A 24,486-nucleotide genomic window follows, 5' to 3' on the forward strand; every position below is an offset into this window, starting at 1 on the left:
GCGACGATCTCCGATCGCCGCGTGTGCGCGTTTCCCGCAGCAGGCTCGATGCCGCCCTCGTGAGCGGCTTCAGTAGGCAAGTCATGGCGCGGTCGGCGTCCGCGGCGATTCTGGCGCGCAGACGACTCCGTCGCAGAGGCGGGCGCTGCTACCTCTTGACTCCTCCGTCAGGTTGCGAGCTCCCTGCCGCGGTCGCGGCACGTCGCCGCGACCGGCGTGACCATGACGCAGCGCGGGCGGGCCGTACGGCTCCGTTCGCGTCTCGGCTGCAGACACCGTCGTGGGCATAGTCACCGGCGTACGAGCAGGTCGCTCGCTGCGGGCCGGGCGAGCCGCGCTGGGCCGGCTCGAACCGCTCGCGCCGCCTGAGGACCGAGCTCGGCGCCAAACTCAGAGATTGATCGGCTGACCGAGGACTCCGTGCGCCGCCTCGAGGACGGCCTCGCTCATCGACGGGTGGACATGCACGTTCCGCGCGATCTCCGCAGCCGAGATCTCGTACTGCGCGGCCAGCGTCAGCTCGGGCAACAGCTCCGAGACTTCCGCACCGACAAGATGGGCGCCGAGCAGCTCACCGTGCTGCGGTTCGGCGATCAGCTTGACGAACCCCTCTGGAGCGCCGAGCGCGTGGGCGCGGCCGCTGGCGGCAAGGGGGAAGCGCGAGACAACGATGGCTCCCACCTCGGTTCGGGCCTGCTCCTCCGTGAGCCCGAAGCTCGCCACCTGTGGGGTGCTGAATACTGCGCGCGGCAGTATTCGGTAGTCGGTGATAGGTGTCGTGGGGGCGGACGCGATGGACTCGGCTGCCACCATGCCTTGGGCTTCTGCGACGTGGGCGAGCTGCAGCTTGGCGGTGACGTCGCCGATCGCCCAGACGTTTGACGCGCTCGTTCGCATGGAGTCGTCGATCTCGATCGCGCCGCGCGGCGTGCATTGCACGCCCACGGCGTCGAGACCAAGCGCCGCACTGTTCGGCCGGAAGCCGATCGCCACCAGGACGGTGTCGGCTGCGATGGTCCGGGACAGGCCGTCGTGGTCGACGACGACCGAAGTTCCATCCCGGCCATCCGCGATCTCTTGCACAGTCGCGCCGGTCACGATCGTCACTCCTCGGGCCGACAGGGCCTTCTCGAGCGCGATCGCGACTTCCGCATCCTCATTCGGCAACAGCCGAGGTTGCGCCTCGACAAGGGTGACGGACGTGCCGAACGAGGAGAGGAGGGTCGCGAACTCCACTCCGATGGCACCTCCGCCCACGATGACGATCGATGGCGGCGGAGCGTCGCGCATGATGAGCGCCTCGTAGGTGACGACGCGGTCGGACCGATTGATGCCGGTCAGCATCGCCGGCGTCGCGCCGGTCGCGACGATCGCGTCGCCGAAGCGCAGCGCGCGACGGCCGCCATCGTTGAGCACCACGTCGATCGTCCGTGCGTCGCGAAAGCGGCCCTTGCCGTGCAGTTCCACGATGCCGTGCTTCCGCATCAAGTAGTGGACGCCCTTCACCCGGCCATCCGCGACCTCTCGGCTGCGAGCGAAAGCCACCCCATAGTCAACGGTCATCTCACCGCGCAGGCCGAAGCGATCGCGGTGCACGGTGACGAGATCGGCGATCTCGGCATGGCGGAGCAGCGCCTTCGTCGGGATGCACCCGATGTTGAGACATACCCCTCCCCACATGGAAGGCTCCACGATGGCGACCGAGCGTCCGAGCTGCGCCGCTCGGATCGCCGCTGTGTATCCTCCTGGACCAGCCCCGAGCACCACGACGTCGAAGCGCTCCACGTCAGAGTCCCAGCGCCGAATCCGACGGCACGGCCCAACCGCCGCGGCCGGGCTGCATGACATGACCCGACAGCGGCAGGATGCGCTCGTGCACCGCGTCGAGGATGTCGTCCGCCGTGACGAAGTACTCCCACTCGAGCTCGGCCGGCGGTGCGATCCAGTTGCGAGCACCCAGCACCGTGACGGGGCCGTCCAGGTCGTCGAAGGCCTCGGCTGTGACCGTCGTGGCGACCGTATGCAGCCAGGAACCTCGTAGATTCGCGTCCGAGGCGCACAGCAGCCTGCCCGTCTTTCGGACGGACTCGAGCAGCATGTCGTACTCGAACGGGACCAACGATCGTGCGTCGATGAGCTCCGCCTCGATGCCGTATTGCTCGTGCAGGCGCTTTGCGGCTTCGAGCGCGCGATAGAGCGTTGCGCCAACGGTGAGGATGGTCAGGTCGTCACCGCGACGGACGAGATTCGGGACGCCGATGGGCGTCGGCAGCGCATCAACGGGAACGCCCTCGGGATGCACGACTTCAGGCTGGTCGTAGAGCCGCTGGCTCTCGAAGAAGAGCACTGGATCGTTCCCCCGCAGCGCGGAGATCAGCAAGCCCTTCGCGTCCCTGGCAGTCGCCGGGAAGAGCACCTTCAGTCCGGGCACGGTCGTCGCCATCGACGACCAGTCTTGGGAGTGCTGCGCACCGTACTTCGCGCCAACCGAGATGCGCACGACCATCGGCAGTTGCACGAGTCCCCCCGACATCGGTTGCCACTTCGCCATCTGGTTGAAGAGCTCGTCTCCCGCGCGACCGATGAAGTCGGCATACATCAACTCGACGAGTGGTCGCCCTCCGGCCAGCGCGAACCCGACGCCCGCTCCGATGATGGCGGCTTCCGAGATCGGACTGTTGAACAGGCGGTGGCGGGGCAGGAACTCGGTCAGCCCGCGGTAGACCCCGAAGGAGCCGCCCCAATCCCGGTTCTCCTCGCCCCAGAGCGCGATGCGATCGTCCGCCGCGGTGGTGTGGACGATCGCCTCGAAGATGGCGTCGCGGAAGGTGACCGCCTTGGATCCCGGCATCGGCGCACCGTCCGCCACGCCGATGCGAGACTTCTTGCGGATCGCCTGCAGGTGCGGAAGGTCGGCCTCCGCAACCGAGGTCTCCCCTGCGGATGCCTCCGCAGGATCGGCGGACGTGCTGTTGAACGTCAGTCCTGCCATGACCTCGGGTTCATCTCGCAGTCGCATACGAGGCGAGACGCGGTCGTCGATGGCGACCTCGAGCGCAGCTCGCACCGTCTGCTCGGCCCAGGCCTTCAGCGCGCTCTGCCGATCGCCGTCCACGACGCCCTCGTCGACGAGCCTGCCGAAGTATCGCTCGATGGGGTCTGCGGCTGCCCAGCGGTCGAGCTCTTCCTTGGTGCGGTACGAGCTCGCGTCGCTGGGTGAGTGTCCCGAGAGCCGGTATGTCTGGCAGTCGATCAGTACGGGTCCTGTGCCGGCCTCGATATGCTCGCGAGCCTGACGCATGGCGTCGATCACGGCAAACGGGTCGTTGCCGTCGATGGATTGCGCGTGCATCCGCTCGGGATTGACGCCGGCGCCGATCCTCGCGACGCGCTCGAATCCCATCGTCTCGCCGATGGGTTGGCCGCCCATCCCGTAGAAGTTGTTGACGATGAAGAAGATCACCGGCAACCCGCCGCTGTGCGCTTCGTCCATCAGCCCCCGCAACTGCCCCATGGAAGCGAAGTTGAACGACTCCCAGACCGGTCCGGTTCCCGTGGATGCATCCCCGATGCTGGCAACCACGAGCCCGTCCTCGTTGCGGAGGCGGTTGTAGAGGGCGGCTCCCGTTGCGAGCGGTGCCGATCCACCGACGATTGCATTGTTCGGGTAGATGCCGAGCGGCGGGAAGAATGCGTGCATGCTGCCGCCCAGACCTCGGTTGAAGCCGGTTCGGCGCCCGAAGGTTTCGGCCGCCATGCCGTACATGAGGTAGTTGATCGCGAGCTGCTGCGGATCATCGTCCTCTAGGAGATCGCGGACCACTCGCCATGTCTCGCCACCGGCCCAACGGGTGAGGTCCTCGCGGAGCGCGTTGGGCTCCGCCTTCGCGATCGCGGAGAGTCCCTTGGCGACCACCTCACCGTGGCTGCGGTGGCTGCCGAACACCTTGTCGCGGGGGTCGAGCGTGAAGGCCTGCCCGACCGCTTGCGCCTCCTGTCCGATCGAGAGGTGCGCCGGACCGAGGTGGTTGTAGGCCACGCCCAGGTACGCGCCCTCGCGCTTGATCGAGTTCAGCATGAGCTCGAACTCACGCACCAGCAGCATGTCTCGACCGATCCGCTCGAGCGCGGCATCGCCATACCGCCGCCGCTCCTCTGCGAGAGGCGCTTCGTATGCGTTGACCGGTATCGATCCCAGCTTGAGCTCCCCGGACCGCCGGATGTCGTCGGGATCGATTGGCAGTTCCTTGACCATGGTGTCCTCGTCTCGGGTCGGCTCAGAAGGCGTCGAGCACGTCGACGTGCTCGATCGCGGTTGCGATGTCGGCGAGCGCGCGAGCGGCGGCGCCGCCGTCGAGCGCACGATGATCGAAGGTGAGAGACAGCGGCAGCAGCATGCGACCGTCGCCGTCCCGATGTGCGGCCCCGATCCCGAGGATGCCGTTCTGCGGCGCATTCAGGACGGGCGTGAACCAGTGCACGCCGAGCCCTCCGAGGTTCGAAACGGTGAAGGTGCCCTCGGCCATCTCGTCGGGCTGCAACCGGCCTCCGCGTGCTCGCTCGATCGCCGCGTGCACCTGGCTCGCTAGCTCACCGAGCTTGAGTCGATGCGCGTCGCGGATCACCGGCACGAAGAGGCCCCGCTCCGTGTCGACCGCGAAGCCGAGGTTCACCCGGTCGAATTGCCGAATGCCATCCCAGTCGAACCGCGAGTTCAGCACGGGGTGCCCGACGACGGCGCGCGCGGTGGCGTAGAGCAGGAGATCGTTGAGGGTCACCCGCGGAGCGGATGCGGCCCCAGGACTCGTTCGAATCCGATCCAGCCACTGCAACATCGAGTCAGCGTTCGCGTAGCGGGTCAGCGTGACCTGCGCCGCCTCCGAAAGCGATGCGTGCATGCGCTGGGCTGTGACCTTGCGAACGCCTCTCACCGGGACGACGGCACTCGGCTGGATGACCACACTCTGCACCGGTGGAGCGTCGGTCGCGGTCGTCGCGTCGACCGCTGCCCGCTCGACGTCTCCGGCAAGGATTCTCCCGAGCGGTCCGCTGCCGTCGACCTCTGTCAGGTCGACGCCGAGCGCACTCGCGACGCGCCTCGCGCGGGGTGATGCGGCGATCCGCGCGGGCCGCGCGGCGTCCGGTGCCGGTACGGGCGGCTCCGGTGAAGGCTCCGCCGGTTCCTCGCCGCCCATGGTCGACTCAGGGGGGAGCGACCGCCCATGGGCTCGAGCTTCCGCGGACAGTTCGTGCGTGTGGGTCTCGGCGGGGTGAGTCGCCTCCCCCGGTTCCCCGATAAGCCCCACAACCGAGAACTCCGCGACGTCATCGCCGGGCTTCGCGCGCTGCTCGAGGACGGTGCCGTCCACAGGCGCCACAACCTCGAGCGTCGACTTCGCCGTCTCGATCGTCAGCACGGGCTCGCCCTCGCGGGTCGAGCCGCCCACATCGACGTGCCACTCGACGAGCACCGCGTCTTCGCCCGCGTTCCCCGTAGTAGGTATGCGTATCTCCGTGGCCATGTGGCTCCCCCGCCCAGCTCTCTTTGCGCTACGCTCATTTGAGCACCGTGAGCACCAATGAGCGCCCCGGGAGCATACACATCGGCGCAAAGCCGGTAAAGGCGAGGAGAGCTGATGGCAGACCGGGCTCGGTCGTTGCGACTCCAGGGCACGTTGGTGGAGGCCGCCCGAGTAGCGCGCCGGTTCTACCTACACGACAAGACCAAGAGCGAGATCGCGGACGAGCTCGGCCTCTCGCGCTTCAAGGTCGCGCGCCTGCTCGACCTCGCTCGGGCGGAAGGACTCGTACACATCTCCATCCAGCTCCCGACCGCAGATGACCTCGAGCTCGCGGATCGGCTCGCGGCACGCTGGAACCTGCGACGAGCGGTCGTCGTCCGCAGCGACGATCTCGATGCGGAATCGATTGCGGCGGCGATCGGACAGTCGGCCGCGGAGCACCTCGCGGCGATCCTCGGACCGGAGGACCTGCTCGGCATCGCATGGGGTGCGAGCTTGACCGCGATGACGGCCGCGTTCCGCGCGGAAGCCACCGGCGCAGACGTCGTGCAGATCGTCGGGGGTACCCGGTCGGCGGACCGCATGCTCAGCGGCGCCGAGATCGTGCGCCGAGTGGCCCTGCGGACAGGCGGCCGAGCGTATCCGCTCCACGCCCCATTCGTCGTCGGCAGCGCCGAGATGGCCAGCGACCTGCGCAACGACGCTTCACTCGCCGAGGTGGTGAGCAGATTCCCCCGGGTGACGATCGCGATGTTCGGCATCGGTGCCTGGGACCCGGCTAACTCCGCCCTCTTCAACGAGCTGCCCCACCACGATCGGGCGGCCCTGCGTGAGGCCGGCGTCGCCGCCGACGTCTGCGGGATCCCGGTCGACGCGCATGGCGAAGTCATCCGCCCCGAGATCGCGCAACGCGTCGTCGGCATGTCGCTCGATGAGTTGCGCGGCGTCCCCGAGACGGTCGCGGTCGCCGCGGGGTCCGGCAAGGTCGGGGCAATCCGCGCCGCGTTGCGAACGAACGCAATCTCCACGTTGATCACTGATTCCGAGACGGCTGATCAGCTGCTCAAATGAGCACCATGTTGCGCTTTGAGCGCTTCGCCGTGCATCATCTGAGCCACGCGGGCTTGCGCCCGACCGACCGGCACCGATGGAGGTGACCAGTGACCGTGCACCTCGGCATCGACCTGGGCACGTCCAGCGTGAAGTGCGTCCTTCTGAGTGAGTCGGGCGAGGTCACCGCCGCCTCGCAGGTCGCCTACGGGATCGACCGGCCGCATCCCGGCTGGGCAGAGCAGGACCCGGAGCTGTGGTGGAGCGCAACCGTCGATGCCGTGCGCGAAGTGCTCGTACGGGGTGGCGCGCTCCCCTCGAGCATCGGCCTGAGCGGCCAGATGCACGGGATCGTGCTCCTGGACGAGCGCGGCCTCCCGGTCCGGCCAGCCATCATCTGGCCGGACGCGCGCACGCGTGCCGAGGCCGAGCTCTGGCGAACCGCAGTGGGCGACGCGCAAGTCACCTCGCGGTGCGGGATGCCGATTGCCTCGGGCCTGGCTGGTCTGAGTCTCACATGGCTCTCGAAGCATGAGCCCGCCGCCCTCGCCGCCGCCTCAAGCGTCCTGCAGCCGAAGGACTGGATCCGCTTCCGATTGACCGGCGCCCTCGCCCTCGAGCCGACCGATGCGTGCGCCACCCTGCTCTTCTCGATTGTGGACGAGCAGCCGGTGCCCGAACTGCTCGCGCTAGCCGGCGTGAGCCGCGAGCAGCTGCCTCCGATGATGGCGACGCAAAGCGTCGCGGGCGAGGTAACCCGACGCGCGGCTGACGCCACTGGCCTGCGCCCAGGGACGCCAGTCGCCGCCGGCGGCGGCGATCAGGCGATGGCCGCGATAGCGCTCGGACTCGACCGCCCCGAGCGAGCGGCGATATCCATCAGCTCGAGCGGCACGGCAGTCGTGCCGTTGGAGTTAGGAACGCGCAGCATCGCCACGCTCAGCCGCACACATCACGTGATCGCCGGAGCTCATCCCGGGAGCCGCATGGCGATGGGCGTGGTGCTCGCTGCGGGCCTCGCGACGAGGTGGCTAGCTGAAGACCTGTTACAGGGCCTGGCGTCTGAGGGCGAGCTGCTCGAGGCCGCAGACGCGATCCTGCCGGGCTCAGAAGGCTTGACCGCGAACCCTCACCTGGGAGGTCTCCGGACCCCGGTGGTGGACGGCCGCCCGCAGGGCGCATTCCTAGGGCTGGGTTTCCATCACCGACCTGCGCACCTGATGCGGGCCGTCGTCGATGGCGTGGCACTCTCTCTGGCTCAATCGGTGCTGGCCACGCCAGCGCGTTCGCCCGTGAAGGAGATCGTCCTCTCAGGCGGCGGTAGCAGATTCGCCGTCTGGCATCGCGCGATCGCCGACGCATCGGGGCTGCCCGTCGTGCTCTCTGCCGACGTTGATCACTCACCGCTCGGGGCGGCGCTCGTCGGTGCCATCGCTGCAGGGCAACCCGTCGATTTCGACAGTGGCGCACGGATCCGAGGTCGAGTCGAGCCTGATCCCGTCCGCGCGGCTGCCTACCGCAGGGTTGCGGCGACCGCCGCCGGTTGCGGTGCTCAACCCATGGTGTCGCTCGACACCCCGCCAATCTCGGAGGTGACGTCCGCGTGACGACCATTGACCCGTCGACCGCGGACGTAGTGCTTCGCGTCACCGGCGTCACCAAGCACTACGGCCACGTCCAGGCGCTGCGAGGCGTCGACATGGAGGTGCGACGCGGCGAAGTGGTCGGCCTCGTCGGCGACAACGGAGCCGGCAAGTCGACGCTGATCGGAGTGCTCTCGGGAGCGACGACCCCCACGGAAGGCGCGGTGGAGTTTGAAGGCGAGCCCGTCTCGCTCTCCAGCCCGTCGCACGCGCGAGATCTCGGCATCGAGACCGTGTACCAGGATCTAGCGCTCGCCCTCGACCTGCCCATCTGGGCGAACCTGCACCTCGGCCGAGAGCAGCGCAGGCCGGGGCTGCTCGGCGCACTGGGATTCCTCGACAAGAAAGCGATGATCGCGAGCGCCGAAGAAGAGTTGCGGACGACGCGGATACGGATCGGTTCCGTCGACGCCCGGACGAGCGCTCTCTCGGGTGGGCAACGTCAGGCGATCGCCGTTGCTCGCGCCACCGCGCGCGGATCGAAGCTCGTCCTGATGGACGAGCCGACCGCCGCACTGGGCGTTGAGCAGCAGCACCGCGTGGGCGAGCTCGTGCGGCACGTCGCGGATCGTGACGTGCCGGTCATCCTCATCAGCCACAACCTCCCGCAGGTGAGAGAACTGTGCGATCGCGTGCTCGTCATGTACCGCGGCCGCATCGTCGCGGAACTCGATCCAGCGATCGAGGGTGTCGAGTCGATGATCCGGTGGATCACCGGCGCAGCACTGGAGAGCGAGCGATGAGCGCAAAGCGCCTATTGATGGGACGTAAGCAGCCCGTCGAGACCACCATGATGACGACGTTGGACGACGCGGAGCTCGATCGAACCCGACGTCCCAGGACTCCGCTGCAAGGCTTCGGAGCGTTTCTCGGAAAAGGTGACGGCGACGTAGCCCGAGTACTCGTCCTGCTCCTCATCGTGGTCGTCATCGGCCTGGTCGCCCCGAACTTCATCTCCAAAGCGAGTTGGATGGCGCTGTCGCAGACCGCCACCGTGGTCGCGCTCCTGGCCATCGGGCAGACCTTCGTGATCATCACCGGAGGCATCGACCTCTCGGTCGGGGCGGTGATGGCGTGCTCCGCGGTCATCGGCGCGGTGGTCATGCGGGAGCTGGCTGCTGGAGGCGCTGACCCATCGATCGCGATCCTCGTCGGCCTCGTGACGTCGCTGGGGATCGGCTCGCTCGCAGGTCTCATCAACGGGCTCATCATCACCAAGCTGCGGATCACTCCCTTCATCGTGACGCTGGGCATGCTGAGCGTCGCGACAGGAAGCATGAACTTGATCTCCGGCGGCGCAGAAATCGTCGGGCTGCCCCCGCAGCTCGGCTCGATCGGCAATACCCCGCTGGGCGGATGGTTCACCGTCCCCGTGCTCGTCACGATCCTGGTTGCGGTCGTCGCAGGAGTCGCGCTCTCTCAGACCCGCTTCGGCCTACGAACGTTCGCCGTAGGCAGCAACCAAGGCGCCGCTCGGCGCGTAGGCATCGGGGTCGACTGGCACATCGTCCGCGTGTACGTGTTTGCGGGGTTCCTCGCGGCGGTGGCTGGGTTCCTACTCACCTCCAGATTCGTGAGCGCGAGCACCATGGCAGGGACCGGCATGGAGCTGTCCTCGATCGCTGCGGCGGTCATCGGCGGCGCCAGCCTGATGGGTGGGCGCGGCTCGATCCTCGGCACGATGGTCGGCGCGCTCATCATGGCCGCCTTGCAGATCGGACTCATCATTGCGGGCGTCGCCTCGTTCTGGCAGACGATCGCCATCGGCATCATCACCGTCGCGGCCGTCTACGGCGACCAAATCCGGATCAAGTACTCGGGCGAGCGCTCCTAGCGATCACCCGCATCGGCCACGGAGCGACGGCGCTCCAAGGGAAGGGAACAACCATGCTGAAGAAGCACAATTCGAGGACGGCGATCGGCCTGGCATCGTCGGCCTTCGTCCTCCTTGCAACCGTCGCCTGCTCGGGCGCGACTGCAACCGAACCCTCCGAGGGCGCGGACGCGCCAGCAACAGGCGAGGACTTCACAATTGCTCTCGTGCCGGGCATGACCACACATCCGGCGTACCAGACGATGTATTGCGGGGCACTGCAGGCGGCGGAGGAGCTCGGTGTCACGGTCGATTTCCAAGGCGCGAACGCATGGGATCCCGCGCAGCAGCTGCCCGTGGTGCAGTCGCTGCTTGCCACCTCGCCGGATGCGCTGCTGCTCGTGCCGTCGGATTCGTCAGCGCTGCGCCCCGCAGTCGATCAGTTCCTCTCGGCCGATATCCCGGTCATCACCGTCGACACGGGGCTCGAGGACACGAGTGGTCTCACGGCCGAGATCATGTCGGACAACGAGCAGGGCGGAGGCGCGGCTGCCCAGGCGCTCGGAGAGGCGATCGGCGGCGAGGGCACGGTCGCCATCATCTCGGGCGTCCCTGGCGCGACGACCGACATCGCACGCGTGGACGGCTTCCGCGCGGTGATGGAGGAGCAGTTCCCGAACGTGACCCTGCTCGAGCCGGAGTACTCCCGCTCGGTCGTCGCTACCGCTGAGAGCCAGGTCCAGTCGCTCATGCTCGCCCACGACGACTTGGCCGGCGTCTTCGGAGTGAACGGCAACTCAGCGACGGGCGCGGCCAACGCCGTCGCGAACGCCGGCGCCGACATCGTCGTGGCGGGCTACGACGCGGAGCCGGGCACCGTCGAGCAGCTGCGCTCGGGAAACATCAACATCCTCGTGGTCCAGGACTTCATCCAGGAGGGACAGCTCGCGGTGCAGTACGCATACGCTGCGCTGACCGGAGATGAGTCCGCTATCGAGACACCGCGGGTGCTCGAGAACATCATCGCCACGACGGAGAACGCCGACGACCCGGAGGTCTCGAAGTACTTCTACATCCCGGAGTGCCAGGCGTAGAGACTGGGAGCCCGTGGGGCCGGCCCAGCTGCAGCTGTGCCGGCCCCATCACTTCTTCCGCGCCGGCTACGCTCCAGCGTTGGGTCAGAGCGCAAGCGGCTCGCCGCAGTCGCGGCAGGTCGGTGCGACCGGCACCACCATGAAGCAGTGCGGGCAGGTGGTCTCGCGCATGCCGCTCGGCGCGGATGCTGCCTTCGGCGCGGCCGCGCGCGTGCGAGCCGGACGCTCGGCGCGCGCAGGGCGAGCGGTGCTCGCCGGCAGTGGAGCGAGCAGCGTCGGGGCGCCGCCGTCGTCCGGCATGGTCGCGCCGAAGGCGCGGTAGCACTCGAGCCGATCGGCAGCGGCGACGCGTTCGCGCGTGGGCGCATCGGTCCCGGCCGGCACTCCGGCGTAGTCCTCCGCGACGCGGCGCTCGGCCGTGACGCACAGCGACGTGAGCCGGGGCTCTCCGCGCCGCTCCGCATCCGTCGCCACCGCGCCGAGCACGCGCGGGATCCACTCCTCCGGCGGCTGGTTCGTCGTGATGCCGGTGCGGGCCTGCACACGACCGCTCAGCGCCTCGAACGACAGCCACGCCCCGTACTCGCCGGCGGTCTCGATAAGCGCGTCGCGCGCGGCGGGCCACCACTGGCGGATCGCGTCGGCTTGCGAGACGTACTTCCCGTTGGCGAGCTCTGGCATCCCTCAACCGTATCGACGGCGGCTGGGCAGGCGCGCCGCGGCGGAAGCTACCTACCGATGACCGGCGGGGCGACGCGCGGCGCCTCCGCTCGGCGGCGCGCGACGGCGATCATCCACTCGACGACGAGCGCGAGCCAGCCGCCGAGCCAGGCGATCGCGGCGAGCGCGGCGACGCCGTTCGAGATGTCGTTCACGGGCGAGCCGCTCCCCGTCTGGCCGACGACGAGGCCGAGCGTCGATGCGACCGACTCGCTCGTGTCGCCGCCGTCGACCACCGTGAAGCCGACCACCATGACGCCCACCGAGGTGAGCCACGCCCAGATGATCGCGCGCGTACGGTGGCCGGGTGCGCGCAGCGCCCCTAGCCGTCGCAGCATGCTGACCGCGGCGATGATGACGGCCGCGTAGCCGAGCAGCCAGATCGGGAACGAGAAGACCATCCCGACGAGCAGCCAACCGCCGGTCGGAGCCTTGAGCGCGATCGCGACCAGCGGCGCGATGATCGCGACCCAGCCGGCGACGATGAGCGGGACGTCCGAACGGGGTGCAGGGCTGCCGGATGCATGCATGGGGAAAGCGTGCCGCATCCGTGCCGGTCGTGGCGCTTCCGGCACCGACGTGCGCGGGCATCGCTCTAGAGTGCGAAGGGAGAGGCGGCCTCAAGGGCGGTCGGAACGATCGAGGAGGGTCTGCGTGGCACGAGCCGGCATTCGCGAGCAGTGGCGCGACCTGAACGCCGCTCGCCCCGGACCCGGGCCGCTCGCAGTCTGGGCGCTCGCTCTCGGCCTCGGCGCGGCGCTCGGCCTCATCACGGGCGTCGGCAACGGCGCGCTCATCCGCGCCGACGCGCCCGCCCGGTCCGATGTCGCCGCGAGCGCCGCGGCGGTCGCGTGGGCGGAGCGGACCTTCCCGACGTTCGAGCCGGTCACCGTGCACGGACGAGGGGATGCGGCCGTCGAGCTGCCCGCGCACGCCGGGATCATCTCGGCGACCTATCGTGGCGACGACGACTTCAACGTCGTCGTGGTGGATCGCTTCGACCGGATGACCGACGTCGACTACGCGGTGAGCACCGTCGGCGCCTACAGCGGCCACACCGCGTTCGGCTACGACTCGAGCGACGCAGTCGCCCTGCGCGTGACCGCCGACGACGGCGCCTCGTGGAACCTCACCATCTCGCCGATCGCCTCCGCGCCCGGGTTCACGAGCGCAGGCACGGGCGACGCCGTCTTCCTCCACGAGGGCGAGCCCGCGACGATGACCGCGATGCACGGCGGCGATGAACCCATCCTCATCACGGAGCTGACGGGAGACGCGGATGCGACGTCGACGTCGCTGCTCTTCAACGAGTCGGCGGTCTCTGGGGAGCCGGCGCGACTCGGCTCCGGACCATCCCTCGTCGTCGTCGAGGCGGTGGGCGACTGGAGCCTGACGATCGACTGAGCAGTAGGACTCGTGCCGCGCTCACGCGGCGTCCAGGGTTCCGCGGGACGCTGGAGCGCGGACAGCACGTGCACCGCGACCGGAGGCGACCATGAACGACGCAGCGCGACCCGACGCATCCGCCGACGCCCACGGCAACCTCTCGACCTACCTGAACGAGCACCTGCTCGCCTCGGAGGGCGGCGTGAAGGCGTTCCGCGCGGCGGCGAAGACCTTCGAGGGCACGCCGCACGAGCAGGTGCTCGTCGCGCTCGCCGAGGAGGTCGACCGCGACCGGCGGGATCTCGCGAAGATCATCCAGCAGCTCGACTACCGGCCGAAGGGCTGGAAGCGCGCGCTCACGCTGCTGCTGCGCGCGGGCGGGAGCGTCAACCCGGTCAACCTGCTGCGCATGCGGCGCAGCTCGATGACGCAGCTCGAGCTCGACTTCCTCACCGGCGCGGTGCGCGGCAAGCTCTCGATGTGGCAGGCGCTCATCGAGCTGTCGGCCTCGGACTCGCGGTTCGATCGGGCGCTGCTCGACGACCTCGTGCGGCGGGCCGAGCATCAGATCGCCGAGGTGCAGCGGATCAGCCACGAGACGGTGCGGGAGCGGTTCGCGTAGCGCCGGGCTGAGCGCAGCGCCCCGGCGACAGGCCGCGTCGCGTGCGCCGAGCGGTTGGCGCACGTCCATACGATGGCGGGATCGGGCAGCCCCGAGCCTCCCAGCGGCTCGACGGCGCCCTCGAACGGAGACCTCCATGCCGCCAGCACCTCGAGTCGTGCGCTCGCGGTCGGCTCGGGCGCACGTCGGCGCGTTTGCGGCGCTCATCGGGGCGGTGCTCCTGGGCGGGTGCAGCGCGGCTGGCGCGATCACCGGGGAACCGCCGGTTCGAGAGAGCGCGCGGCCCGCTCCCTCGATCGCGCCGGCCCCTGCGGCGTCCCCGACGCCGACGACGCCGGACGCGCAGGGCGAGCTGCGGGCGATCGCCGCGACGCTCGAGGTGATCGACGAACGAGTCGCGATCCCGCCGTACCGGCGCGCCGACTTCGGTGACGGATGGGTCGACGTCGATCGCAACGGATGCTCGACTCGGCAGGACATCCTGCAGCGCGACCTCGAGGGCGAGGCGCTCGCAGCCGACGAGTGCACGGTGCTGACCGGCACGCTCCGCGTCGAGCCGTACACGGGCGCCACGCTCGAGTTCGCGCACGATCGCATCGGCGGCGACAGCCAAGCCGTGCAGATCGACCACATCATCAGCCTCTCGGCCGCGCACCGCGGGGGCGCGTGGGCGTGGAGCTACGAGGAGCGCGTCGTATTCGCGAACGATCCGGCGACGCTGCTCGCGGTCGACGGCCCGACGAACTCGGCCAAGGGCGATCGTGGACCGGGCGACTGGATGCCGGAGGATCCGGGCTTCTGGTGCGAGTACGCGGGTCGCTACACGCAGATCGCGCACGACTACGCGCTGGCGGTCGCGAGCGAGGACAAGCGGATGCTCGTCGACGTGCTGGAGGCGTGCGGCTGAGGCTTGGTCTCGATACGCGCGCTTCGCGGGCTACTCGACCAGCGGTCGGGCCGGGTGGCGGGCTGAGGCGGCATGCGGGTTGCGGGCGTAAGGTGCCCGCGCAAGGCTTGCTGCGTGCCCGGCCGGGCCGACGCATCCGCCCGCCACGATCTCGGGAGGCCGCATGACCAGCGCTGTCGTCGTGGGCGCGGGGCCGAACGGCCTCACCGCCGCCGCCGTGCTCGCGCGCGCGGGACTCGAGGTGACCGTGCTCGAGCGCGCCGAGAGGATCGGCGGCGCCAGCGCGTCGATGCCGGCGTTCGGCGACCAGGCGATCATCGATCCCGGCGCATCGGGGCACCCGTTCGGCGTCACGAGCCCGGCCTTCCGCTCGCTCGGGCTCGAGCAGCACGGGCTCGAGTGGGTGCACGCCGACTACCCGATGGCGCATCCGCTGCCGGGGGGCCGCGCGGCGATCCTGCACCGCGACGCGGAGCAGACCGCGCGCGAGCTCGGCGTCGACGCGAAGGCGTGGCTGCGGATGCACGCCCCGGCGACCGAGGACCCGAACGCGACCGCCGAGGCCATCCTCGGGCCGCTGCTGCGGTGGCCGAAGGACCCGGTGCTGCTCGCGCGCTTCGGGCTGCGCGGCGCGTGGCCGGCGACGCTGCTCGCCCGCACGGTCTTCCGCTCCGGCGCGGCGCAAGCGCTGTTCGCCGGCTCGGTGACGCACGCGACGCTGCCGCTCGGGCATCCGCTCACGAGCGCGTTCGGGGTCGCGTTCGGCGGCGTCGGGCACTCGGCGGGATGGCCGTTCGCGAAGGGCGGGTCGCAGTCGATCGCGGATGCCCTGGGTCGCGTCGTCGAGGCGCACGGCGGCCGGATCGAGACCGGCGTCGACGTGACCGACCTGCGCGAGCTGCCGCCGGCCGACCTCGTGCTGCTCGACCTCACGCCGCGGCAGCTGCTGCGCGTCGCGCACGGCCGGATCGAGGGGCTCTACGCGAAGCGGATGGAGCGCTGGAAGTACGGCCCCGCGGTCTCGAAGCTCGACGTGCTGCTCGACGGACCGGTGCCGTGGGAGGACGAGCGGGTCGGTCGCGCCGGCACCGTGCACCTGAGCGGCACGCTCGCCGAGATCGCGCACGCCGAGCGCGAGGTCGCGCGCGGCCGCATGCCCGAGCGCCCGTTCGTGCTCGCGACGCAGCCGAGCGTCGCCGACCCCGAGCGCGCGCCCGCCGGGCGGCACACGCTGTGGGCCTACGCGCACGTGCCGCACGGGTGGCCGGGTGACGCATCCGACGCCATCGAGGCGCAGATCGAGCGCTTCGCCCCCGGCTTCCGCGACCGGATCCTTGAGCGGCGGCCGATGACGCCCGCGGCGCTCGAGCTGTGGAACCCGAACCTCGTCGGCGGTTCGATCGGCGGTGGCACGCTCGCCGGCACGCAGCAGCTCGCGCGGCCGGTGCTCGCGAACCCCCACCGGGTGCCGATGCCGGGCCGGATCTTCCTGTGCTCGTCGTCGGTGCCGCCGGGCGGCGGCGTGCATGGCATGAGCGGCTGGCACGCGGCGCACGCGGCACTCAAGGAGATGGGCGTGCACGCGAGCTGAGCGACGGGGCGGATGCGTCCCCCACCGTCACTAGATTGACGAGCGTGAACCCGTCCCCCTCTCCCAGCTGGCAGTTCGACCTCTTCGGCTGGCTCGCCGGCGCTGCAGGCTCAGTGTTCGTGGCGCTGCTCATCGGTCTCGGTCTGTCGTTCCTCGGGATGCTCGCCACCTACTGGCTCATCCGCCTCGCCGTGCGCCACGGCACGATGGACACCGCACGCTGGTAGGCCGCGACGATGGCGCATCGCAGCGCCGAGGTCACGCCCGTCGTGGCGAGCGCATCGGCACCCGCACCGCGTGCCCGACCGAGAGCGCGCCGCGATCACGGCGTGCCGGTGCCGCCTCGGAGCACGATGGAGTGGTGACTGGGCTGACTCCCGCGTCGCCAGCGAGACTCTGAGCGGCGGCCACTTGTAGCGGCGCCTCCCGCTCACGACAGTGGTCTCGATACGCCCGGCTGCGCCGGGCTACTCGACCAGCGGAGGGGGTGAACCATGGCGTGGCTCAGCTGGCTCGACGCCCCGCACGCCGAGCTCGCTCGGCAGGTGCTGCAGCGCGGCACCGCCGCGATCTTCGCGATCGCGTTCCTCTCGACGCTGCTCCAGTTCCCCGCGCTGCTCGGGGAGCGCGGCCTCCAGCCCGCCCCGCGCTACATCGCCGCCGGCGGACTCGAGGGCGTCCCCAGCATCTTCCGGTGGCACTACTCCGACCGGATGCTGCGCATCCTCTGCCTCGTCTGCATCGCGATCGCGCTCGCCCTCGTGACCGGCTTCCTGCAGTCGGGGCCGCCGTGGGCGCCGATGCTCGCGTTCCTCGCGCTCTGGATCGTCTACCTCTCGATCCTGCCGATCGGGCAGACGTTCTACGGCTTCGGCTGGGAGCTGCTGCTGTGCGAAGCGGGGTTCCTCGTCGCGTTCCTCGGCTCCGACGACCACGCTCCCCCGGCGCTCGCGCTCCTGCTCATCGTGTGGCTCGTGTTCCGGCTCGAGTTCGGCGCGGGCATGATCAAGCTGCGCGGCGGCAGCGAGTGGCGCGACCTCACCGCGCTCATGTACCACCACGAGACGCAGCCGATGCCGGGCCCGCTCAGCCGCATCGCGCACCTCGCCCCCGCCTGGTGGCACAAGCTCGAGGTGCTCGGCAACCACGTCGCGCAGCTGATCGCGCCGTGGGTGCTCGCGGTCGCGTTCGTCGGCGCCACGGCAGCCGGCGCGATCGGTCGCGAGGGACCGGCGGCGGGCATCTCGCTCGCGTTCGCGGCCGTCGCGACCGCCGCGGCGGCGGTGATGATCCTCACGCAGGGCTGGCTCGTCATCACCGGCAACTTCGCGTGGCTCAACTGGATCACGATCGTGCTCGGCTTCGCGGCCGTCGACGATCGCGTGGTCGCGTGGCTCGTGCCCGCCTGGCCGCCGACGGGCGACTACGAGCCGACGCCCGTGTGGTTCGGCATCCTCACCATCGTCCTCTTCGTCGGCTACGCGTGGCTGTCGATCCCGTCGGTGCGCAACCTCTTCTCGCGCCGCCAGCTCATGAACGCGTCGTTCAACCGATGGCGGCTCGCGAACGCCTACGGCGCCTTCGGCACCGTCACGAAGCACCGCGACGAGATCGTCATCGAGGGCACGCTCGAGGCCGAGCCGCGCGACGACGACTGGGTCGAGTACGCGTTCAAGGGCAAGCCGGGCGACGTGCGGCGCGTGCCCGGCTGGTTCGCGCCGTACCACTTGCGGCTCGACTGGCTCATGTGGTTCCTCGCGCTCGGGGCGCGCGGACCGTGGTTCCGGACGCTGCTGGTGCGCCTGCTGGAAGCCGACCGGCCGACCCTGCGGCTGCTCGCGGGCGACCCCTTCGGCGGGCGTCGCCCCGCGTGGGTGCGGGCGCGCGTCTACCGCTACCGGTTCGCGACGCGGGAGGAGAAGCGCGCGACCGGGCAGGTGTGGATGCGCGAGGGAGGCGCCGTGCTCGTCGCGCCCATGCAAGGCTCGGCGGTCGACGACTAGTGAGCCATCGCTGCGGCGCTGCGCTTCGCCCGCCGCGCCGCTCCGCGACTGCAGGTATAGGGCGAGTCGCTGGAATCGCGGGCGCAGAGGAGCAACACGCGCAATACCTACCTGTTCGTCCGAAGGCGACCAGGTCGCGGGTTACGGGTTCTGCACCTGCGGCCGCGACGCGGCCTCGCGGTCGATGCGGCTGCGGATCGCGCGCAGCGCGAAGACGACGGCGGCGAGGCCCGACTCCGGGCGAGCGCGGGTGACCGCCTCCTCGTAGAGGGCGTCGATCGCCGTGCCCGACGCATCCGACGCCTGCTCGACGCCGTCGAGCTCCTCCCACGCTCGCAGGTGCGCGGCGAGCGCCTCGACCGCGTCGGCCGCGAGGTGCCGCTCGGCCTCGTCGATGCTCACCTCGACCGGCTGCGCCCACGCGGCGCCCGCGAGTGCGTCGAGCACGTCGATCGAGCGGTGCACGACGGCCCGCAGCGCCGCGACGGCCTGCTCGTCGTGCTCGACGTCGTGGGGACGCAGCTTCGCGCGCGGGTTCAGCCGCCTGCTCTCGCGAGCCTCGCGCACGTCGTCGGCCAGGGCATCCACCCATCCCTCGAGCTCGGGACCCCACGCGGCCCAGTCCTCCCGCTCGGGCGGCCAGTCGCCGCGGAGCGTCTCGGCGAGCTCGTCGAAGCGATCGGCGAGATCGAGCACCGCCGAGTTGATGCGCCGGTGCGCCTCGCGATCGCGCAGCGGCGGGCGGGCGAGCGCGTTGATGACGACGCCCACGACGAGGCCGAGCGTGAACTGGCCGACGTAGCCGGTCGCGTAGCCGTCGGGGTCGGCGCCGCCGAACAGGATGACGAGCACCGCGACCACCGGCACGACGCTCGCGCCGATGCCGAGCGTCGCCGCGCCCTGCAGCACGACGCCGACGGCGCCGATGATGCCGATCTTGGCGAGGGCGGGGATGTCGATCCAGAGCATCGCGAGCCCGAGCGCCGCGCCGAGCACGAGCCCGAGCGCCTGCTGCAGCGCCGCCCGCGCGATCGTGAAGAAGGTGGTGCCGACGGTGATGAAGGCGCCGAGCGGAGCCGCGTAGGCGTAGTCCGAGAGCCCGCCGGGCAGCACGGACCCGATGCCGAGCGCGACCATCGCCGCGACCGCCGTGCGCACGGCGATCGCGATGCGGTCGGGCGGCAGCCATCGGTAGAGCGCGCGCTTGGCCTTCGGCGCGACGGATGCCTTGCGGCTCTCGGGCGCGCCGCCGGACGCTGACGACGGCGTGGCCATGCGGTCACGGTAGCCCTGCGGGCTGGAAGTGGCGTACCGGTCGCCCACTACCCACCGCCACCCGTTCGTCGAGTAGCCACCGCCACCCGTTCGCCGAGCCGCCACCGCCCCCGTTCGTCGAGTAGCCACCGCCAACCGTTCGTCGAGTAGCCACCGCAGGTGGCGTATCGAGACGAGCCCCCGCTTCGTAGACTCCCCCACGATGAGCACGACGCATCCGCCACTCACCGACGCCGCGCGCTGGTCGGTGCTCGTGCGCGACGTCGCGACCGGTGAGCTGCTCCTCTCCCGCTCGCCGGACGCCGAGCTGTCGGCCGCCTCCGCGCCGAAACTGCTGCTGCTCGTCGCGTGCGCGATGCTCGCCGAGCGCGGCGAGCTCGACCTCGACGAGGCGCTCGACCGGTCGAGCGCCGAGCCGGTGGGCGACTCTGGGCTGTGGCAGCACCTCGCCCAGTCGACTCTGAGCGCCTGCGACGCCGCGATGCTTGTCGGAGCCGTGAGCGACAACCTCGCGACCAACGTGCTGCTCGAGCGGATCGGGCTGGATGCGGTCGAGCGCGTGCGCGCGGAGCTCGGCATCGAGGGCGTGCGGCTGCACGATCGCGTGCGCGACCGGCGCGGGCTCGAGCATCCCGCTCGCCTCGGGACCGCATCCGCCACCGGCCTCGCCGACCTCATGGCGCGGCTCGCGACCCGCACGCTCAGGTCGGCCGCGGTGAGCGACCGGGTGCTCGGCTGGCTCCGCCACTCGGTCGACCTGAGCATGGTCGCGTCGGCGTTCGGCAAGGATCCGCTCTCGCACGGCCACGGGGCCGACCTGCCGCGGCTCGTCAACAAGACGGGCACCGATGCGGGCGTCCGCGTCGACACCGGGCTCGTAGTGGGCGCGCGACGCACGCTCGCCTACGCGGCGCTTGCGAGCTGGCAGCACGAGGCGGCGGCGACGGATGCGGTGCTGACGTCGATGCGCGTCATCGGCGCGGAGCTGCGCCGGCTGGCAGAGGCATAGCGGCGCAACGGGAAGCGGGGCCGACCCCGAAGGGACGGCCCCGCCGTGGCTGCGGTCATCGCAGCAGGGTGCGCGCGAGCGCGTCGAGGGCGAGCTGCTCACGAGCGGCGAGCGCCGCCTCGTAGGCCTCGGCCTCGCGTCGCTGCTCCTCGCGCTGCTGGGGCTTGAGGGCCCAGCGCTCGAGGTGGCGCGATGCGTTCAGTGCGAGCCGGCGCGGAGCCGGCAGCACCAGCGTCGAATTCGACATGGTGGTTCTGCTTTCTGGCATGGCGATATCGCCCCGTCGATGGGCGCGAGATATCGCACGGTGAATTGCGTAGGAATCGCGCGCTCGATGCACTCGGATGATGAATGCGGATGCGCGGAGTGCGGCGGGAGCAGAGCGGCCGGCAGGTGTCCGGGCGCCGTGCAACCGCCGTGGTCAGCGTGCGGTGAAGAGAGGAGACGCAGGGCTCAGAAGCCTGCTGTGGCCTGGCAAGAGCGAGTCCGTGATGGACTCGGCAGCCGTCGGCCCGTGCGCTCCGCCGCTAGCAGACCCCGCCAGCGAGGAGGGTCCCAGCGGGAATCATGTCGGTGATGAACATCGCGAGCTCCTCCTTTCACCTTGGCGTGGAAGTTCGCGGTCACGAAGGTATAACGGTCGGAGCGAGAAGCGCAAGTCCATTCGCGATGTTTCTTTGGCCGAGTTTGTGTTGGGGGACATAAGCGAGTGCTCGTCGCTCGGGTCGGCTCGTGAGCCTGTGGAGAGCACTGTCGGCGTCCGACGCTGCTCGCGTACTCTGCCCGCATGCTTCAACGCTTCACCGCAACGCTCGCCGTAGCGGTCATGACGGGAGCAGCACTCGCGGGATGCTCGCCGCCGGACGCGACACCGTCGCCTTCACCTACCGCCACGCCTGCGCCGTCGTCGACGCTGAGCGACGAGGAAGCGGTGAGACGCGCTCAAGCATCGTTCGACCGGTTCTTTATCGCCGTGGACCGCCAGTTTGCAGATGGCGCCGCCTCCGCAAGCGCACTTCAGGCGTTCGCCAGCTCGACTCTCGCCGCCTCGTTCGCATCGTCCATCCAGCAATCGCTCGACGAAGGCCGCATCAGCAGGGGCACGCCCACGATCACCAACGTCCGGTTGATCTCATCTGACGAGTCGAGGATCGCGGTTGAGCTCTGCACAGACGGCTCCACGATTGAGACGCTCGACGCGACGGGTGCGCGCGTGCCACCAGCCGGACTGGTCGCATGGTCGGCAACCTTTGCTCCCCCGCACGACGAGGTGCCGTTGATGGAGACGCTAGATGTACTGACGGAGGACCTCTCGGTATGCGATGGCTAGGCGCGATGCTCCTCCTCAGCGGGCTAGTGGTGACGACCGCGGGTGCCCCTCCTCCAGGCTGTGACCAGTGGGAGATGATGGCTGGCGCCTGCTACGTCGACCCAGTCACCGGACAGGTGATCGTTAGCGGCTCCCTCATCCACCCCGGCATCGGCCCGACCGAGCCAGGAGCCGAGGGCTCGACCATCGCCGCGCCGAACGACGAAGCCGAGCGTGCGTGGCGTGCCTATCTCCAGATGCTCCACGACCGATGCGTCGCGATGGGCGAGAACGTGGATGAGTGCCCGCCACCCCCTCCTCCGCCGGGGGAGCCACTGGACGCTGAGTCCTTCGACCCCATCACGATGAGCGACCTCGCTGCTTTCCGCCCGCTCGTCGGTGAGCTCGTGGTTGAGCCTGACGGGTGGGGCGTCGTCGGCACGCCGACCAACTTCTACGCGACGGCCGAGACGCACACCATGAGCGGCGAGCTGTTCGACGTGCCCATCGAGGTGCGGTGGACGCCGACCTCGTACGTCTTCGACTACGGGGACGGGACGTCGGAGACGAGCACCGCATCCGGAAGCCCATGGCTAGGCCCCGAGGAGTCGTGGACCGAGACGACCACGAGCCACACGTATGCGTCCCGCGACGATGTGACCGCATCCCTCACCGTCGTCTTCACCGCCGAGGTCGACGCAGGCGGCGGCTGGTTCCCCGTGCCCGGCACGCTGCCGGTCGCGGCGCCGAGCGTCGGCGTGAAGATCTTCGAGGTCGGCACGGTGCTCACGAACGGTGACTGCATGGCGAACCCGACGGCCGCTGGCTGCGGAGGCTAGTCGCCGCCCCCGCCCCCGGCGCCGCCGTCTCCACTGTCGCCGCCGTCGTCCGGCTGCGCAGCAGCGCCGCCGTCGGAGCCGCGCGAGTCGTCCTGGCTGGCCCCGAAGGCCACGCCGAACGCTATGCCGATGCCCATGCCGATCGCGATGCCGAGCGCGAGGTTGTCCATCGCGACCCCGATCCCCGCTCCGACGGCGAGGCCGATCGCGATGCCAGCGCCGAACATCCCCGCTCGCTTCTCGCTCATGCAGGCCACGCTAGGGAGCGGTATCCGCGAGCGCCTCCCTCCGCCGAGGGAGATCCCACTAGGGTCTCCGCATGACGACCTCCTCCCCCGGTTGGGGCATCCTCGGCGCCGGAGGCATCGCCGGCGCCTTCGCCCGCGATCTCGCGACCGCGGGCATGCGCACCGTCGCGGTCGGGAGCCGCGACGGCGAGCGCGCCCGCGAGTTCGCCGAGCGGCACGGCATCCCGAACGCGCACGCCGGCTACGAGGGGCTCGTCAACGACCCCGAGGTCGACATCATCTACGTCGCCACGCCGCACTCGCACCACCGGGAGCACGCGCTCCTCGCGATCGAGGCCGGCAAGCACGTGCTCGTCGAGAAGGCCTTCACGACGAACGGCGATGACGCGCAGGCCCTCGTCGAGGCTGCGCGGGCGAAGGGCGTCTTCGCGATGGAGGCGATGTGGACGCGCTTCCTGCCGACCATGGTCGCCGTCCGCGAGCGCATCGCCGCGGGCGATCTCGGCGAGGTGCTGAGCGTGCAGGCCGACCACTCGCAGATGCTCGACCTCTCCCCCGGCAGCCGCCTCATCGAAGCGGCGCTCGGCGGCGGCGCACTGCTCGACCTCGGCGTCTACTGCGTCTCGCTCGCGCACGCGATCCTGGGGCCGGTCACCCGCATCAAGGCCTCCGGCGTCGTCGACGGCTTCGGCGTCGACCACCGCGGCTCGGCGATCCTCGAGCACGCGAACGGCGGCATCTCGACGCACACGTTCTCGATGATGACGCTCGGCTCGAACCGCGCGACCATCGCAGGCACCGACGGCGTCATCGAGCTCGACCCCGCGTTCTACGCCTGGACGCGCTACCGCCGACGCCACGCATCCGCGCACTCGACCGCGGTGGAGGAGTTCGAGCCGGAGCTCGTCGGGCGAGGCATGCAGTTCCAGGCCGCCGAGGTCGAGCGCTGCATCGCTGAGGGCCGGCTCGAGAGCGAGCTCATGCCGCTCGACGAGACCGTCGCGATCATGCGCGTCATGGACGGCATCACCGAGCGGATGCGTTCGGGCGCGTAGCGCGGGAGCGCACAGCCGCCGAGCGACTACTCGACGAGCGCCGCCTCTCGCGCCGCGATGCGGGCGCGCACCTCGGGCCGCCGCAGCGGCGGGACGGTCTTGGGCGGCTGCCGCCGGTCGGGCAGGTCGTCGAGCAGGTGCTGCGTGATGTGCGCGACCTCCGCCACCGCCCGCTCGAACGCGTCGCGAGTGCGGTCGGTCGGATGCGTGATGCCCGAGACCTTGCGGACGTACTGACGGGCGGCGGCCTCGATCTCCTCGTCGTTCGCGGCGGGCTCGAGCCCGCGAAGCTCGGTGATGTTCCTGCACATGCAGGCAGGGTAGGTCCGGCCGAAGCGCCGCGCCAGGCACCGGTACGGGTGGGCGCTTCGCTCCCTCTCGAGTTGTCCACAGCTTGCCA

24 protein-coding genes are annotated in these 24,486 nt (G+C 70.3%); 15 read left to right on the forward strand and 9 right to left on the reverse strand.

From position 1 onward, the window contains the following. Positions 1-390 precede the first annotated feature (390 nt). From lpdA to L332_RS0115195, 3 genes are read right to left on the reverse strand one after another with little or no spacing between them, the layout of a single operon-like run. Positions 391-1,785, reverse strand: coding sequence for a dihydrolipoyl dehydrogenase (lpdA, locus tag L332_RS22060; protein ID WP_021010460.1), 1,395 nt, complete (start codon positions 1,783-1,785; stop codon positions 391-393). Between the two features lies 1 nt (position 1,786). Further along, on the reverse strand, positions 1,787-4,255 hold the full coding sequence (locus L332_RS22065; protein WP_021010461.1) for an alpha-ketoacid dehydrogenase subunit alpha/beta: 2,469 nt from the start codon (positions 4,253-4,255) through the stop codon (positions 1,787-1,789). A 22-nt stretch (positions 4,256-4,277) separates the two neighbouring features. Beyond that, a complete protein-coding gene (locus L332_RS0115195) occupies positions 4,278-5,522 on the reverse strand; it encodes a dihydrolipoamide acetyltransferase family protein (protein ID WP_021010462.1) in 1,245 nt (414 codons plus the stop codon). 114 nt (positions 5,523-5,636) lie between these two features. Between L332_RS0115195 and L332_RS22070 the strand changes: the two genes are divergently transcribed. The 5 genes from L332_RS22070 to L332_RS0115200 all read left to right on the forward strand — a co-directional run bounded on the left by L332_RS22070 (position 5,637) and on the right by L332_RS0115200 (position 11,122). Then, complete coding sequence (locus L332_RS22070) at positions 5,637-6,593, forward strand: sugar-binding transcriptional regulator (protein ID WP_021010463.1); 957 nt, start codon at positions 5,637-5,639, stop codon at positions 6,591-6,593. A gap of 89 nt (positions 6,594-6,682) precedes the next feature. Then, positions 6,683-8,179: a xylulokinase gene (locus L332_RS22075; RefSeq protein ID WP_021010464.1), complete on the forward strand. Its 1,497-nt coding sequence runs from the start codon at positions 6,683-6,685 to the stop codon at positions 8,177-8,179. Then, a complete protein-coding gene (locus tag L332_RS22080) occupies positions 8,176-8,958 on the forward strand; it encodes an ATP-binding cassette domain-containing protein (protein ID WP_021010465.1) in 783 nt (260 codons plus the stop codon). The genes L332_RS22075 and L332_RS22080 overlap by 4 nt, the downstream gene beginning before the upstream one ends. 17 nt (positions 8,959-8,975) lie before the next feature. Beyond that, on the forward strand, positions 8,976-10,049 hold the full coding sequence (locus L332_RS22085) for an ABC transporter permease (protein ID WP_158316709.1): 1,074 nt from the start codon (positions 8,976-8,978) through the stop codon (positions 10,047-10,049). Positions 10,050-10,102: 53 nt separating this feature from the next. Continuing rightward, positions 10,103-11,122 carry an ABC transporter substrate-binding protein gene (locus L332_RS0115200; RefSeq protein WP_021010467.1) on the forward strand — a complete coding sequence of 340 codons (1,020 nt, stop codon included), beginning with the start codon at positions 10,103-10,105 and terminating at the stop codon, positions 11,120-11,122. 84 nt (positions 11,123-11,206) lie between these two features. Here the strand turns inward: L332_RS0115200 and L332_RS0115205 are convergent, their stop codons facing one another. Then, complete coding sequence (locus L332_RS0115205; RefSeq protein WP_021010468.1) at positions 11,207-11,803, reverse strand: hypothetical protein; 597 nt, start codon at positions 11,801-11,803, stop codon at positions 11,207-11,209. 47 nt (positions 11,804-11,850) lie between these two features. Next, positions 11,851-12,372: a hypothetical protein gene (locus tag L332_RS22090; RefSeq protein WP_021010469.1), complete on the reverse strand. Its 522-nt coding sequence runs from the start codon at positions 12,370-12,372 to the stop codon at positions 11,851-11,853. 124 nt (positions 12,373-12,496) lie between these two features. Here L332_RS22090 and L332_RS0115210 point away from each other — a divergent pair, with 124 nt between their 5' ends. The 6 genes from L332_RS0115210 to L332_RS22115 all read left to right on the forward strand — a co-directional run bounded on the left by L332_RS0115210 (position 12,497) and on the right by L332_RS22115 (position 18,351). Then, positions 12,497-13,246: a hypothetical protein gene (locus L332_RS0115210; protein ID WP_021010470.1), complete on the forward strand. Its 750-nt coding sequence runs from the start codon at positions 12,497-12,499 to the stop codon at positions 13,244-13,246. A gap of 91 nt (positions 13,247-13,337) precedes the next feature. Further along, the gene (locus L332_RS22095; RefSeq protein ID WP_021010471.1) at positions 13,338-13,850 is read left to right on the forward strand and encodes a hypothetical protein; all 513 of its coding nucleotides are present in this window, start codon (positions 13,338-13,340) and stop codon (positions 13,848-13,850) included. 379 nt (positions 13,851-14,229) lie between these two features. Then, entirely contained in the window at positions 14,230-14,757 is a 528-nt protein-coding gene (locus tag L332_RS22100) for an HNH endonuclease family protein (protein ID WP_158316711.1), read from the forward strand. 163 nt (positions 14,758-14,920) lie between these two features. Further along, positions 14,921-16,348, forward strand: coding sequence for a phytoene desaturase family protein (locus tag L332_RS22105; RefSeq protein ID WP_021064989.1), 1,428 nt, complete (start codon positions 14,921-14,923; stop codon positions 16,346-16,348). A 44-nt stretch (positions 16,349-16,392) separates the two neighbouring features. Beyond that, positions 16,393-16,575, forward strand: coding sequence for a hypothetical protein (locus tag L332_RS22110; protein WP_021010474.1), 183 nt, complete (start codon positions 16,393-16,395; stop codon positions 16,573-16,575). Positions 16,576-16,842: 267 nt separating this feature from the next. After that, complete coding sequence (locus L332_RS22115) at positions 16,843-18,351, forward strand: lipase maturation factor family protein (protein ID WP_021010475.1); 1,509 nt, start codon at positions 16,843-16,845, stop codon at positions 18,349-18,351. A gap of 141 nt (positions 18,352-18,492) precedes the next feature. Here the strand turns inward: L332_RS22115 and L332_RS22120 are convergent, their stop codons facing one another. Further along, entirely contained in the window at positions 18,493-19,626 is a 1,134-nt protein-coding gene (locus tag L332_RS22120) for an FUSC family protein (protein ID WP_021010476.1), read from the reverse strand. Positions 19,627-19,828: 202 nt separating this feature from the next. On the opposite strand from L332_RS22120, the gene L332_RS22125 reads away from it, so the two are divergent. After that, positions 19,829-20,635 (forward strand): serine hydrolase, encoded by an 807-nt coding sequence (locus tag L332_RS22125; RefSeq protein ID WP_021010477.1) that lies wholly within the window; start codon positions 19,829-19,831, stop codon positions 20,633-20,635. Between the two features lie 55 nt (positions 20,636-20,690). Here the strand turns inward: L332_RS22125 and L332_RS22130 are convergent, their stop codons facing one another. Continuing rightward, positions 20,691-20,882, reverse strand: coding sequence for a hypothetical protein (locus L332_RS22130; RefSeq protein ID WP_021010478.1), 192 nt, complete (start codon positions 20,880-20,882; stop codon positions 20,691-20,693). Between the two features lie 540 nt (positions 20,883-21,422). On the opposite strand from L332_RS22130, the gene L332_RS22135 reads away from it, so the two are divergent. Both L332_RS22135 and L332_RS29425 read left to right on the forward strand, forming a co-directional pair. Further along, on the forward strand, positions 21,423-21,965 hold the full coding sequence (locus tag L332_RS22135) for a hypothetical protein (RefSeq protein ID WP_144061046.1): 543 nt from the start codon (positions 21,423-21,425) through the stop codon (positions 21,963-21,965). Between the two features lie 5 nt (positions 21,966-21,970). Next, positions 21,971-22,783 (forward strand): hypothetical protein, encoded by an 813-nt coding sequence (locus L332_RS29425; RefSeq protein ID WP_021010480.1) that lies wholly within the window; start codon positions 21,971-21,973, stop codon positions 22,781-22,783. Here L332_RS29425 and L332_RS22140 read toward each other — a convergent pair. Further along, positions 22,780-23,031, reverse strand: coding sequence for a hypothetical protein (locus tag L332_RS22140; RefSeq protein WP_021010481.1), 252 nt, complete (start codon positions 23,029-23,031; stop codon positions 22,780-22,782). The two genes, L332_RS29425 and L332_RS22140, sit on opposite strands and share 4 nt — an antisense overlap. Positions 23,032-23,102: 71 nt before the next feature. Here L332_RS22140 and L332_RS22145 point away from each other — a divergent pair, with 71 nt between their 5' ends. Beyond that, positions 23,103-24,086, forward strand: a complete 984-nt coding sequence (locus L332_RS22145) for a Gfo/Idh/MocA family protein (RefSeq protein ID WP_021010482.1) — start codon at positions 23,103-23,105, stop codon at positions 24,084-24,086. 26 nt (positions 24,087-24,112) lie between these two features. Here the strand turns inward: L332_RS22145 and L332_RS22150 are convergent, their stop codons facing one another. Next, the gene (locus L332_RS22150) at positions 24,113-24,397 is read right to left on the reverse strand and encodes a DUF2277 domain-containing protein (protein WP_021010483.1); all 285 of its coding nucleotides are present in this window, start codon (positions 24,395-24,397) and stop codon (positions 24,113-24,115) included. Between the last annotated feature and the right edge of the window lie 89 nt (positions 24,398-24,486).

Source organism: Agrococcus pavilionensis RW1 (genome assembly GCF_000400485.1).
GTDB lineage: Bacteria > Actinomycetota > Actinomycetes > Actinomycetales > Microbacteriaceae > Agrococcus > Agrococcus pavilionensis.